The organism is Mycobacterium toneyamaense (assembly GCF_055384815.1).
Map to the genome: position 1 here is coordinate 3,432,560 of NZ_AP040333.1, position 13,528 is coordinate 3,446,087.

General features: G+C 68.6%; 11 protein-coding genes. 2 read left to right on the top strand and 9 right to left on the bottom strand.

The window, feature by feature from the left end; genetic code table 11:
• Window positions 1–4: 4 nt before the first annotated feature.
• From ACZ5IQ_RS16590 to secA2, 3 genes are read right to left on the bottom strand one after another with little or no spacing between them, the layout of a single operon-like run.
• Window positions 5–949 carry a DUF881 domain-containing protein gene (locus ACZ5IQ_RS16590; protein ID WP_212814379.1) on the bottom strand — a complete coding sequence of 315 codons (945 nt, stop codon included), beginning with the start codon at window positions 947–949 and terminating at the stop codon, window positions 5–7.
• Window positions 946–1,584: a CDP-alcohol phosphatidyltransferase family protein gene (locus tag ACZ5IQ_RS16595; RefSeq protein ID WP_212814377.1), complete on the bottom strand. Its 639-nt coding sequence runs from the start codon at window positions 1,582–1,584 to the stop codon at window positions 946–948. Before ACZ5IQ_RS16595 ends, ACZ5IQ_RS16590 begins: the two co-directional genes overlap by 4 nt.
• 10 nt (window positions 1,585–1,594) lie before the next feature.
• Window positions 1,595–3,940 (bottom strand): accessory Sec system translocase SecA2, encoded by a 2,346-nt coding sequence (secA2, locus tag ACZ5IQ_RS16600; RefSeq protein ID WP_212814376.1) that lies wholly within the window; start codon window positions 3,938–3,940, stop codon window positions 1,595–1,597.
• A gap of 148 nt (window positions 3,941–4,088) precedes the next feature.
• Between secA2 and ACZ5IQ_RS16605 the strand changes: the two genes are divergently transcribed.
• Window positions 4,089–6,008, top strand: coding sequence for an ABC transporter ATP-binding protein/permease (locus tag ACZ5IQ_RS16605; protein WP_212814374.1), 1,920 nt, complete (start codon window positions 4,089–4,091; stop codon window positions 6,006–6,008).
• Here the strand turns inward: ACZ5IQ_RS16605 and ACZ5IQ_RS16610 are convergent, their stop codons facing one another.
• The 6 genes from ACZ5IQ_RS16610 to ACZ5IQ_RS16635 form a co-directional block, all read right to left on the bottom strand.
• Entirely contained in the window at window positions 6,009–7,487 is a 1,479-nt protein-coding gene (locus ACZ5IQ_RS16610; RefSeq protein WP_406774837.1) for an FAD-binding protein, read from the bottom strand.
• A gap of 129 nt (window positions 7,488–7,616) precedes the next feature.
• Window positions 7,617–8,261 carry an SRPBCC family protein gene (locus ACZ5IQ_RS16615; protein WP_406774838.1) on the bottom strand — a complete coding sequence of 215 codons (645 nt, stop codon included), beginning with the start codon at window positions 8,259–8,261 and terminating at the stop codon, window positions 7,617–7,619.
• Window positions 8,261–8,593: an ArsR/SmtB family transcription factor gene (locus ACZ5IQ_RS16620; protein ID WP_212814368.1), complete on the bottom strand. Its 333-nt coding sequence runs from the start codon at window positions 8,591–8,593 to the stop codon at window positions 8,261–8,263. The genes ACZ5IQ_RS16615 and ACZ5IQ_RS16620 overlap by 1 nt, the downstream gene beginning before the upstream one ends.
• A gap of 110 nt (window positions 8,594–8,703) precedes the next feature.
• Window positions 8,704–9,387, bottom strand: a complete 684-nt coding sequence (locus ACZ5IQ_RS16625) for an Rv1815 family serine proteinase (protein WP_464480035.1) — start codon at window positions 9,385–9,387, stop codon at window positions 8,704–8,706.
• A gap of 193 nt (window positions 9,388–9,580) precedes the next feature.
• Window positions 9,581–10,201: a LysM peptidoglycan-binding domain-containing protein gene (locus tag ACZ5IQ_RS16630; RefSeq protein ID WP_138249423.1), complete on the bottom strand. Its 621-nt coding sequence runs from the start codon at window positions 10,199–10,201 to the stop codon at window positions 9,581–9,583.
• Between the two features lie 160 nt (window positions 10,202–10,361).
• Window positions 10,362–11,228, bottom strand: coding sequence for a sterol desaturase family protein (locus tag ACZ5IQ_RS16635; RefSeq protein ID WP_464481477.1), 867 nt, complete (start codon window positions 11,226–11,228; stop codon window positions 10,362–10,364).
• A 146-nt stretch (window positions 11,229–11,374) separates the two neighbouring features.
• On the opposite strand from ACZ5IQ_RS16635, the gene malQ reads away from it, so the two are divergent.
• The gene (gene malQ, locus ACZ5IQ_RS16640) at window positions 11,375–13,522 is read left to right on the top strand and encodes a 4-alpha-glucanotransferase (RefSeq protein WP_267325750.1); all 2,148 of its coding nucleotides are present in this window, start codon (window positions 11,375–11,377) and stop codon (window positions 13,520–13,522) included.
• Window positions 13,523–13,528 lie beyond the last annotated feature (6 nt).

Genomic DNA, 13,528 nt, shown 5'->3' on the forward strand with positions numbered 1-13,528 from the left:
CTGCTCACTTTGGTCCAATCTCCTTGGCGAAGTTGACATCTCGTACCGACGCGGCCGACACCGTCAGCCGGTCCCGGGTCTGGACGCTGATCCCCACCCCGTACGACTGCGCGAGCAGCATCAGCCGCTGCATGGCAGGGGTCTGCTCGAACACCTCCTGCATGGCGTGCGGCGGCCCGATGGCGACGACGACGTACGGGCTGGCCACCGGCTGGTTGTCGACGAGGATGCCACCGCCGGCCTGCCGCATGGTCACGTTCGGCCCGATCCGTACGCCGCCGACGGACACCGCCTCGGCACCGGCGGCCCACAAGGAGTTGACGGCCAGCTGCAGGTCCCGGTCCAGGATGATCTGCGGGCTGCCGGCGACCCGCTGCTTCGACACGTCGGACAGGTTCGGGCTCGGCGGGGGCTCGGTGACGGTGACGGTGAGGCCGGGGCCGGTCACCGCGGTCACGCCCGCGCCGAACTCGGCCTGCTCGAGGGCGGCCAGCAGTTCACGGCCTTTCGCGTCGCCGGCCAGCCGGCCACGGCGTGCGGCCTCCACCTGGCCGGCCAGCGCGTCCCGGGTGGCGGTGCTGTCGCGGGTGCGCGCTTCCGCGGTACGCGCGTTGGCCGACAGGACGTGCTGGGTCTGGTCGTTGGCAGGGGCCATCGACACCGCATGCTGTGCCGCCGTCACGAACACCACCGACACCGCGGCGACGCCGACCAGCAGCCACGCACCGTCGGCCAACCGCCGGGAGCGACCGCGCCGGGCACCGTCGCCGTCCGCTTTGCGGCGCTCGGCCGCGGCGGCATAACCGGGGTCCAGGTGATCGGTGAGCAGCGAGCGCAGCAGCGACGGCACCGGAATCCGGACCGGCTCGTCGGCGACGTGGCTGTTGCGGCCGGCCTCCGGCCAGTAACCGCCCAGGGCCCGGTCCCGGGGTGTCCCGGCTTCAGTCACGCGGCGGACCTCGCGACCGGCGGCAGATCTCGGCGCACCATGGCCACCTGGATCAGGTACAGCACCGCGGACCACAGATACATGGCGATCCCCCACACCAGGAACGCCCAGCCGCAGGCCAGCACCACGCGGCTCCAGGCATCGGGCCATTGGCCCAGCAGCACCAGCGGGAAGCCGGACATCAGCGCGAACGTGGCGGCCTTGCCGATGTAGGTGACGGGCAGCGCCGTCAGCCCGCGGCCGCGCAACAGCGGCAGCGTGGCCGCCAGCACGGCGTCGCGGCCGATCAGGGTCAGCACGAACCACCAGGGCACGACGTGCGCGATCGCCAGCGCGACCGGCACGACGAGCATGTAGATCCGGTCGACCAGTGGGTCCAACAGCTCGCCCAGCCGCGACGACTGGTTCGGGACCAGGCGCGCGATCTTGCCGTCGGCCCAGTCGGAGAAGCCGCTGAACATCAGGATCGCGACGGCCCAGCCGTTCGCGTGCGCCGACAACAACAGGTAGAGGAACACCGGGACCAGCAGCAACCGCAACGCGCTGAGCGCGTTGGGAATCGTCAGCACCCGGTCGCCCGACTCGGCTTCCACGTCTGTGTGCGATCCGCCTCCGGCTTCTCGCTGGGGGTCCATAGGGCTAAACCTAACGGAATACCCCGGGCAGGCTCAGCGCTGCCATCGTGTCGTCGGCCAGCGGGTTGTCGTGAATCATGTACGTCCACGTCGACGTCGGGCGGGCCAGCTTGGACAGATCCAGTCCGGGCTCGTCCTCCAGCACGTTGGCGGTCTCGAAGGTCTGCTGCGCGGCCTCGATGGCGTCGGCCGCCAGCGACGCGAACGCGTCGACCGCCATGCGGTGGAATTCGTCGAGCGGATCCTGGCGTCCCAGCGCGCGCAGGTGGATGCTCTCGCGGATGTCGGACAGGTAGGCCAGGTGGTCGGCCCAGCCGCGGTCCAGGTGGTACAGCATGATCAGCCGGCAGATGCGCTCTAGCGCGTCCTCACCGACCTCGTCGACGAGTTCCTGGTACCGGTCCGGCGACAGCTCCTTGAGTTCGTCCCGCGCGGTTGTGGTGCGCAGCAACGTCTCTCGGCGTTCCACGATGATCGCGCGTTGCTGCGCGGTGAGCTGGTTGTAGCGCCAGGTGTTGGCGTGCACGTCCAGCAGCCGGCCCTCGGCGACGCGCTGTGCGTGCTCGAGCATCTGGCCGGCGCGGTCGCTGATGATGCGGCCGTCCTCGTCCGTCTGCATCGGGAGCTTCTCGGGATCCAGGTGCGAGACGACGACGTCGTCCTCCCAGCTGGAGAAGAACACCGACGAGCCCGGGTCACCCTGGCGGCCGGCGCGGCCGCGCAGCTGGTTGTCGAGGCGTTCGGTGTGGTGCCGGCCGGTGCCGATGACATGCAGGCCACCGAGTTCGGCGACGGCGTCATGGTCGGCTTCGTCGGATCCGCCGAGGCGGATGTCGGTGCCGCGGCCGGCCATCTGGGTCGAGACGGTGACGGTGGCGAGCTTGCCGGCCTCGGCGATGACGGCGGCTTCCTCCTCGTCGTTCTTGGCGTTCAGCACGACGGCGGGCACGCCGGCCTTGACCAGTTTCGCGTGCAGCGCTTCGGATTCGGCGACGTCGCGGGTGCCGACCAGCACCGGCTGACCGGTCGCGTGGATCTTCTGGATGTGCTCGATGACGGCCTGGTTCTTGGCGGCCGCGGTGATGTAGACGCGGTCGGCCTCGTCCTCGCGGATGTTCGGTGTATTCGGCGGAATCGGCGACACCCCGAGCCGGTAGAACTGGCGCAGCTGCTCACCGGCGGCCAGCGCGGTACCGGTCATGCCGCACACCGTCGGGTAACGGCCGATGAGGGCCTGCACGGTGATGGTGTCGAGCACCTCGCCGGTCTCGGTGGTCTCGATGCCTTCCTTGGCCTCGACGGCCGCCTGCAGGCCGTCGGGCCAGCGCTGCAGCGACGCGATGCGGCCGCGCGAGGCGTTGATGAGGTGAACGGCGTTGTCCCGAACGATGTAGTGCACGTCGCGCTGCAGCAGCACGTGCGCGTGCAGGGCCACGTTGACCTCGGTCAGGGTGGTGCCGATGTGCTCCTCGGAGTACAGGTCGATGCCGCCGAGCGCCTTCTCGAGCTTGCGCGCGCCGGCGTCGGTCAGGTGCACGTTGCGGCGGTCGGCGTCGGTGTCGTAGTACTGCAGCGAGTCGTCGACACGGTTCTCGGAGGTCATCTCCCCCACCAGCCGGATGATCTCCATGCGCGGGGTCTCGCGGTGCGTGGTGCCGGCGAGCACGAGCGGCACCAGCGCCTCGTCGACGAGCACGGAGTCGGCCTCGTCGATCAGCGCGACGTCCGGCCGCGGCGACACCAGGTCGTCGACATGGGTGACCAGCTGGTCGCGCAGCACGTCGAACCCGATCTCGTTGACCGAGGCGTAGGTGACGTCGCATTCATAGGCGGCGCGCCGTTCGTCGGCCGTCGACTCGGCGGTGATCCAGCCGACCGTCAGGCCCATCGCGGCCAGCAGCGGCCCCATCCACTCGGCGTCGCGCCGGGCCAGGTAGTCGTTGACGGAGATGACGTGCACGTGCCGGCCGGCAAGCGCATAACCGGCGGCCGCGATCGCGCCGGCCAGGGTCTTGCCCTCACCGGTGGCCATCTCGACGACGTCGCCGGCCATCATGCGCAGCGCGCCGAGGAGCTGAACGTCGAACGGCCGCAGACCGGTGGTGCGTTCGGCCGCCTCCCGGGCGATGGCCAGGAACTGCGGGATGTCGGCGGCATCGGCGAGGTCGGACAGCTCGAGCAGCTTGGCGGCCTTGGTGATCTGCTCGTCGTCCAGCCCCGCGGCCTTGTCGTCGAATTCGGCCGACGCCCGAACCTGATTCATCGATCGGTTCTGGTTCTTGTCGGTGGAAGCACCGAGCAGCTTCCAGAACTTGCTGCTCAGCCGGCCGGATTTCGCGGTGCTGGTTTTCGCCACAGGTCAAAGGTACCGGTCCCGTCCGTCCGCTCTGCTGCAGCCGTCCACCTGCCCGTCCACCTGCCGGAGCCCCGCGGAAGGTGACCGGCGTCTCACGTCATTGCCTGTCGCAGCGCGAACGTCAATAGGTCACGGGTACCTTGCGGGGATGGATTTGTTCACCCCGACCCTCGAATGGGGCAGTGAGCTCACGACCTCGCTGTGGTGGATCGCGAAAGCCTGGCTGATCGCCGCGGTATCGACGCTGGTGGTGGTGACCGCCATCGGCCGCTTCACGGTCTGGGGAAGGCAGTTCTGGCGCATCACCGGCGCCTACTTCGTCGGCCGCGACAGCATCGTCGTATGGCTGTGGCTGGCGGCGCTGCTGCTGTCGGTGATCACCGGTGTTCGGCTCACGGTGCTCTTCAGCTATCAGAGCAACGATCTGATGACCAGCTTCCAGGTGGTGGCTTCCGGCCTGGCCGGTCACGACCAGGCCGTCAAGGACTCGGGCGCACACGGCTTCTGGATGTCGATCGGCATCTTCTCGCTGCTGGCCGTGCTGCACGTCTGCCGCATCATGCTCGACCTGTTCATGACGCAGCGGTTCATCCTGCGGTGGCGCGCCTGGCTGACCGACCGGCTCACGGGCGACTGGCTGGACGGCAAGGCGTACTACCGGTCGCGGTTCATCGACGACACCATCGACAACCCGGACCAGCGCATCCAGAGCGATATCGACATCTTCACCGCCGGCGTGGGCCCGCTGCCCAACACGCCCAACAACATGACCACCTCCACGTTGTTGTTCGGCGCCATCAACGCCATCGCATCGATGCTTTCGTTCACCGCGATTCTGTGGAACCTGTCCGGCACGCTGACCATCGCCGGCCTCACGATCCCGAAGGCGATGTTCTGGATCGGGCTCGGCTACGTCCTCGTCGCTTCGGTGGTCGCCTTCTGGATCGGCCGCCCCATCATCTGGCTGTCGTTCGACAACGAACGCTTCAACGCCGCGTTCCGCTACGCGCTCGTGCGGATGCGCGACGCGGCCGAGGCCGTCGCCTTCTATCACGGTGAACTCGCCGAGCGGACGGGCCTGCGCCGGTTGTTCGCGCCCGTCGTCGACAACTACAAGCGGTACGTGAACCGGATGATCGGCCTCAACGGCTGGAACCTCTCGATGAGCCAGATCATCGTGCCGTTGCCGTACGTCCTGCAGTTCCCGCGCTTCCTCGCCGGCGAGATCAAGCTCGGCGACATGAACCAGACGGCGTCGGCGTTCGGCAGCATCCAGGACGGCCTGTCCTTCTTCCGTAACGTGTACGACCAGTTCGCCGGCTACCGCGCCGCCATCATCCGTCTGCACGGCCTGGTGACGGCCAACGACGCGGCACGGCACCTGCCCGAGCTCGCCACCGAGGACTGCCCCGACGACACCATCACGCTGGAGCAGGTCACGGTGAGCACGCCGGACGGCCGCGAACTCATCGCGCCGCTGGATCTGTGCCTGTACCCGGGCGAGGCGCTGGTGGTCACCGGCCCGTCCGGCAGCGGCAAGACGACCCTGCTGCGCAGCCTGGCCAAGCTGTGGCCCTTCTGCCACGGCGCCATGCACTTCCCGATGGAGGAGAACGAGACGCTGTTCCTGTCGCAGCTCCCGTATGTGCCACTGGGTGATCTGCGCGCGGTGGTGTCCTACCCGAGCAAGGTGGGCGCCCACACCGACGAGCAGCTGCAGGAGGTCCTGCGCAAGGTCGCACTGCCGCACCTGGCGAACCGCCTCGACGAGGTCGACGACTGGGCCAAGGTCCTCTCGCCCGGCGAGCAGCAGCGCGTCGCCTTCGCCCGCGTGCTGCTGACCCGGCCCAAGGCCGTGTTCTTCGACGAGTCCACCTCGGCACTCGACGAAGGCCTGGAAATGATGCTGTACCAACTGGTTCGGAACGAACTGCCCGACACCACCGTGGTCAGCGTCAGCCACCGCAGCACCGTCGAACAGCACCACCAGCAGGAGCTGGAGCTGCTGGGCGACGGCAACTGGCGGCTCACCCGGATCGAAGACGACGGCGTGCCCGCCCCCGTCTGATCACCGCGTGGCGGCGTGGGTTCCGGCCCGGCGGCCGAAGAACGACCCTTCGCCCAGCTGGGTCCCGCTGGCATAGCCCTTGCCGTCCTGCGCGATGTTCGATGCGCAGGCACCCGCCGCGTACAGGCCCGGCACGGCGGTGCCGTCCGCGCGCAGCACTTCGCCGTCGATACTGACCGACAGCCCGCCCATCGTGAATCCCGAGTAGAGGGCCCGGCCGAGGGACAGGTCGAAGGCCGCCCACGGCCCATTGTCCTGGGCCGCAACATAATCCGGCTGCTTGTGGAAGTCGGGGTCGGCGCCGGCCGCGGCGTTGGCGTTGTACCGCTCCAGTGTCGCCGCCAGGTTGCCGGCCGGAATGCCCAGCGCCTCTTCCATTTCCGCGATCGTCTCCCAGCCGTCGATGAACCGGATCAGCGGCATCGCCGGCATCTCGGTGTGCGCCTCGTCGACGATCAGGTAGGCCACCTGGTCGGGCTGCTCGAGCACGAAAGCCGATGTGCGCGAATGGTAGGAGTCCTCGTTGACGAAGCGCTGGCCGTTCTGGTTGACGATGACGCCGGTGAGCAGGATTTCCGGCGGGTAGGCGGCAGCGGTGATGAACAACTGGTCCAGGTTCTTGGCGACGCCGCCGGCGGACACGCCGAGCTTGATGCCGAGCCCGTCGTCGTTGGGATTGCCCAGGATGTAGGGCTCGACTTCGCCGTGGTGCTTGGTCTTTCGCTTCTGGCCCAGCGCCGGCGTGTGCTCGGCCACCATCTCGGGGTTCATCGCGAAACCGCCCGCGGCGATGATCACCGCACCGGCCTTGACGGTGCCCGTCACGCCGAAGTTCTTCCATGCCACCCCGGCGACGGCGCCGGTGTCGTCGAGCACGAGGTTCGTCGCGCCGGTCTCGTAGCGCATCTCGACACCGAGTTCGTCGGCGCGCTTCAGCAGCAGCTTGATGACCATGTCGGCGCCGCCCAGTTCGCCCGGCACCGGCACCGAGTGGCCGCGGGGTGCCGGTTTGGCCTGCTCGCAGAACGGCCACACCTTCTCGTTGCCGGTGTAGGACAGGCCCTCGGTGCCCGGCGGCACCACCACCTTGCCCGGGTAGTAGCTGCGCTCGAACTGAAAACCCAAGTCCTCCAACCAGTTGAAGTGCTCGACGCTGCCGTCGCAGTAGGCCCGGATCTTGTCGTGCTCGGGGTCGTGGGCAACGGCGACCAGGTACTTGTACATCTCGTCGGGACTGTCGTCGTGGCCGGTGGCCTGCTGCACCGCCGTGCCGCCACCCAGGTAGAAGTGGCCGCCGGCCATGGACGTCGTGCCGCCGGCACCGGCCGCCTTCTCCAGCACCAGGACCTTGGCGCCCGCGGCGGCGGCGCTGACCGCGGCGCAGCCACCGGCGATACCGAAGCCGATCACGACGACGTCGGCCTCGTCGGACCATTCGGTGACGTCGGCGGCGTTGACGGTCTCGGGAACTGTTTGCATCGTCTCTCCTGGGCCGGTCTCGGTGGTGTCCAGGGCGGTCGATTCAGGAAACCTGGACACGTGTCTGATCAGTGATCGACTAGACAATAACGTCGAGACGGGACCATGGCTAGAACGTGTTCTAGTTCGCTATCCGTTTTCGTCGACACCCAGGTAGGCCGCGATGCACCGGGCCGACGCGGCGCGCGCCTGCTCAGGGTCGGCGCCACCGGCGATATCCGCCGCGCACCAGGCCGCGCCGGATTCGCGGGTGAACCGGCGGCCCTCGTCGCTGACGGTCCACTGCGGGCCGAACGACGGATCGATGTCCTGCCCCGTCGAGGTGTGGATGGCCAGCCCGAGAAGCGCGCCGTCCCAGCCCATACCCACGGCACTGGGGCCGTACTGCGCCCAGAACTCGTCGTCGTCGGCCGGGGCGATGTGGTCGAGCTCGAGACGCGCCGAGCCGTCGCCCCCGTCGACGATGCGCAGCTCGATCCAGCTGGTCTGTCCGTTGCACTCCCAGGTGGCCGTGAAGGTATGCGGCGGATCGCACGTCAACACGGTGCCGCCGGCGTTCCCCTCGATCTGGAACGTGCCGCCGACCACGAGGTCGCCGGTGACCGGCAGGAACCATCGCGGAATCCGCTCCCGATTGGTACATGCGTCCCACAGATCGGCGGCATCGGTCGGGTATGTCTGACTGATCGTGACGACGCGGACTTCGCCCGCCTGCCACGTGCGCGTGCCGACCGTGCGTTGTACGGCGTTGATCTGTGCGGTGACGTCGATCATCACTCCCCCTTGCGGTTGCGTTTCCCGCGCGCCACTTCGGTGGCCAGCGCGTCCAGATGCGGTTGCCAGAACCGGCGGAAACCGGCCAGCCAGTTGTCGATGTCCTGCATACCCCGGCCGTCCACGGCGTACAGCCGTCGCTGACCGTCCGGGCGCACGCTGGCAAAACCGTTGTCGCGCAAGACCTTCAGATGCTGCGACACCGCCGGTTGACTGATCGAGAACTCGGCTTGGATCGTCGCCCCGATGGCGCCCGCGGTCAGTTCACCGTGCGCCAGCAGTTCCAGGATCCGTCGGCGAACCGGGTCCCCCAGGACATCGAAGGCGTGCACATCGCAAAGTTATAGTCACGACTTATATAAGTCAAGGGTTACACATCTGGGCGTGACGCAGAAACCACGTTCGCGCCCACAGCGCAGGATCGACGCGGGCCGCGCCCCGGTCAGTTGCCGGCGGCGGCCTGCTGCACGACGCCGTCGCCCGTCTGCTGGTCGGTCGCGCTCCACGACACCGCCGCCGGGAAATGCCCCCACGTGCTGTTGAAGACGCCGACGAGGACGGCCCGGTTGTCCGGCGTGACGGTGTAGACCGGTCCGCCCGAATCGCCCTTCTGGCTGACGATGCCGTTGGTCATGGTGAACCAACCGTTGTTCACCGCATCCACGGTGCCGCAGGTCTCGCCGGTGACGACGCCGAAGTGACACACGGGAGCGCCCTGCTGCGGGTTCACCGCGGGATCGGTGACGAGCATCCGGCCGCCCGGCAGAATGTTGTTCACCATGACGTCGCCGGCGATGTTGATGGACTCCCAGTCGGAGATCTGGTGGTCGGTCGCGATCGTGGCGCCGTCCGGCGTGTTGTCCCGGAACGTGATCATGGTGCCGATGAAGCGGCCGTCCTTGTCCGTCACCGGGCCGTTGCCACGGCAGTGACCTGCGGTGTAGCCGGTCCGTGCGACCGGGTCGACAAAACCCAGCGTGCAGCGCGTGGTGCCCTGGTGAATCTCCATGCCCGGGTACACGAGTACCCCGGGATCAGCCGACGCGATCGGCGCCGGGGCGCCCACGGCGAACATCGGCACGGCGACCGCGGCTACTGCAGCGGCCCGCAAACCCCCCACAAACATGACCTTGCTCCCATCACCTCGGGACGGACGTCGCGCCAGCCTACCCCGCAAACCCGAACGCGGGATGGGAAAGCCCCCGCCCCCGGCGACCGGCGGCCGTCCTGCACCAGCAAACAAACTGCCCATGAAATCGGACGTTGAAACGCACTGGCGGCCCGGATCTTTCGATCCGGGCCGCCAGGGTCCGTCCAGGTCAGGGAATGGTCAGGAGCTGACCGGGCTGAATCAGGTCCGGGTTGTCGATTCCGCTGGCACCGGCAATCTCCGGGTAGCGGTTGCCGTCACCGTAGAACTGCTCGGCGATGGCCCACAGGGTGTCGCCGGACTGCACGGTGTAGGTGCGCGCCGCCGGCGGCTCGGGCGCCGGGGCGGGCTCGGGCTCGGCGATGACCTCGGCCGCGACGGGTTCGGCAGCCACCTCGGCCACCTCGGGCTCGGGGGCGGGCTCCGGCGCGGCCTCGACCGGCGCCGCGGGCACCTCGTCGGTGTGGGTCTCGGACGACCACTTGGCGTCGTCGCCGCTGTAGAGGACCAGGTTGCGGTCGTCCTGCAGCACGAGGCGGACGTTGTCGGCGCCGGCGGTCTGGCTGGCCCACACCGGCTTGTCCGGGGTGTACAGCACGAAGTTGCCGTCCTCCTGCACCTCGGCACGCTTGACGTCCTGGCCGTCGGTGGCGGTGGCCCACACGGACTGCTCCCCCGCGTACAGCACCAGGTTGCCGTCGTCCTGCAGCACCAGCCGGTACGCACCGTTGTTCGACGTCAGCGACTGGCCGACCTCGAGCTTCTCGCCCTTCTGAAGTGTGTCACCCATGAAAGTCCTGCTCCTTTGGTTCGATTCACCCCTGTCGCCCATCGACAGTACCGACGGTTCCGGGGAACGCCAGCGTTTGCGCTCGCCGAAATCAAAACAGTTGGCAAACAATGAGTTATCGCCGAGAAATCTCAGCGTTCTGACAGCGTTGACGCCCCTGTCAGCGAACCGGCGCGGGCCCGGGCCCGGCCGGCTGCCATCCCGGCGGGCCGAAAACGTAGCCCATTCGGTCTCCGAACCCGTTGGCCTGGCGCACATCTCGGACCATCGAGACATATTCATGCGTCTGCAGTTTCCAGATATCGTATGTACCAACGGGTTTGGTCAATCCGTAGTTCGGCCGCGCGGTCTCCGGCGTGAAGCTGCCGAACATCCGGTCCCAGATGATCAGGATGCCGCCGTAGTTCTTGTCGAGGTACTGTTGGTCACGGCCATGGTGCACACGGTGGTGCGACGGCGTGTTGAAAATGTATTCGATTGGCCGCCATAGCTTTCCGATGCGCTCGGTGTGAATCCAGTACTGGTACACCAGGTTCAGCGAGAAACTGGCGAACACGATCCAGGGCGGCACGCCCAGCGCCGGTAGTACCGCCTTCATCGCCAGGTCGCCGGAGGGGTTCCACTTCTGCCGCAGCGCGGTGGACAGGTTGAAGTACTCGCTGGAATGGTGCGCCTGGTGGGTGGCCCAGAACAGCCGCACCCGGTGGGCCATGCGGTGGTAGGTGTAGTAGATCAGGTCGACCCCGAGGATGGCGATCACCCACGTGTACCAGGCGTCGCCCGGCAGGTGCCACGGCGCGACATACACGTACAGCGCCGCGTAGCCGACCAGCGCGAGGAAATTCAGTACACCGCTGGTGACCAGCGACACCGCGCCCATCCAGATGCTGGCCCAGGCGTCGGCGCGCAGGTACGCGCCCGACGGCGGCCGCTGCTCGTCGTGCGCGAGCTTGCGGGCCGCGCCCCACTCCAGCAGCAGCGCCACCACGAAGAACGGGATGGCGTACGACACCGGGTCGTGCAGCATGGTGGGCAGCACGTCGGACAGCAGATCGGAACTCACGTCGACACCTCCGCGCGCAGCGTATCCGGACGCGCACCGTCCACCGGCCGTGTTCGCGACAGTGCGCGCTCAGCTCCCATGGTGCGCCGAATCCCGGCAAGATGGCGCGCATGACTGAACGCACCGCGTCGCTCGTCGAGCTTGCCCGACGCCACGGTGTGGCCACCGAGTACATCGACTGGAGCGGCGCGCAACACGCCGTCGCCGCGGCCACGCTGGTCGCCGTCCTCGCGGCGCTGGGCGTGCCTGCCGCTTCCGAGGACGAATGCGCGGCGGCCCTTGCCGACCACGAACGCGCGTACTGGCAGCGCACCCTGTCCCCCACCATCGTCGCCCGGGCGGGTCAGCCGTCGAGTTTCTGGGTCCACGTCACCCACGGCGCCCCCGTCGGCGTGTGGATCCGGCTGGAGGACGGCTCGGTGCGGGCCGGCCTGCGCCAGCTGGAGAACAACCGGCCGCCGTTCGATCTCGATGGCCGGCTGGTAGGCGAGGCCACCTTCGAACTGCCGGCCGATCTCCCGCTGGGCTACCACCGCCTGCATGTCCAGGCCGGCACCGCCGGGGACGCCGACGCCGTCCTGATCGTCACCCCCGATGCGCTGACGCTGCCGAGCCGCCTGGGCAGCGGCCGGGCCTGGGGCCTGGCCACCCAGCTCTACAGCGTGCGTTCGCAGAACTCGTGGGGCACGGGCGATCTCACGGACCTCGCCGACCTCGCCGTGTGGTCTGCCGCGCGGTACCACGCCGATTTCATCCTGGTGAACCCGTTGCACGCCGCCGGCCCGGTGGCGCCCATGGAGCCGTCGCCCTACCTGCCGACCTCGCGGCAGTTCGCCAACCCGCTCTATCTGCGGGTGCAGGCCATCCCCGAATACACCGCCGTCCGCACGCCGGCCACGCTGCGCAAAGCCCGCGCCGACGCCCAGTCCCGCGCCGACAAGAACGAGTTCATCGACCGCGATGCGGCCTGGAAGTCCAAACGCAATGCGCTCAAGGAGGTGTACCGGGCCCACCGCTCGGCTGGCCGGACCATCGCCTACGACGGCTACCGGCAACGGACCGGCCGCACGCTCGACGACTTCGCGACGTGGTGCGTGCTGGCCGAGAAACACGGCGACGACTGGCGCGACTGGCCGGCGGAGTTTCAGCACCCGGACCATCCCGCGGTGCGGGCCTTCGCCGAAAAGCACAGCAGCCGTATCGATTTCCACCGGTGGCTGCAGTGGCAGCTCGATGACCAGCTGACCGCCGCGCAGGCCACCGCGGTGCAGGCGGGGATGGCGCTGGGCATCGTCCACGATCTGGCGGTCGGCGTGGATCCGGGCGGCGCCGATGCCTGGGCGCTGCAGGATGTGCTGGCCACCGGGGTGTCGGGCGGAGCGCCGCCCGACGAGTTCAATCAGCTGGGGCAGGACTGGTCGCAGCCGCCGTGGCGGCCGGACGAACTCATGGAGCGCGCCTACGAGCCGTTCCGCGCCGTGGTCAGGGCGGTGTTGCGGCATGCCGGCGGCGTCCGCATCGACCACATCATCGGCCTCTTCCGGCTGTGGTGGATTCCCAACGGTGCGACGCCGGTCGACGGCACCTACGTCCACTACGACCACGAGGCGATGATCGGCATCGTGGCGCTGGAGGCACACCGGGCCGGTGCGGTGGTGGTCGGCGAGGACCTGGGGACCGTCGAACCGTGGGTTCGCGACTACCTGCGCGACCGCGGCCTGCTCGGCACCTCGATCCTGTGGTTCGAGGCCGACCAGGACGGCGGACCGCTGCCCGCGCCGCGATGGCGCGAATACTGCCTGTCGGCGGTGACGACGCATGACCTGCCGCCGACGGCCGGCTACCTGGCCGGTGCACATCTGCGCCTGCGCCGCGACCTGGGGCTGCTGACCCGCCCCTACAAAGAAGAGGTCGCGGCCGATCGCGCCGACCAGCAGCGCTGGCTGGACGTCCTGCGGGCGGCGGGGTTGCTGCCGCCGAACGCGCCCGAGGCGATCGACGCCGACCAGATTGTCCTGGCCCTGTACCGCTACCTCACCCGCACCCCGTCGCGGCTGCTGGCACTGGCGCTGCCCGACGCCGTCGGCGACGTACGGACCCAGAATCAGCCCGGGACCACCGACGAATATCCGAACTGGCGGGTGCCGCTGGCGGGTCCCGACGGCCGGAAGATTCTCCTCGAAGACCTGTTTTCCGATCCTCGTGCGGCCGCGTTGGCGCAGGTGATGGCCGACGCGGTGACGCCGGGATTGAGTTGATTCGAG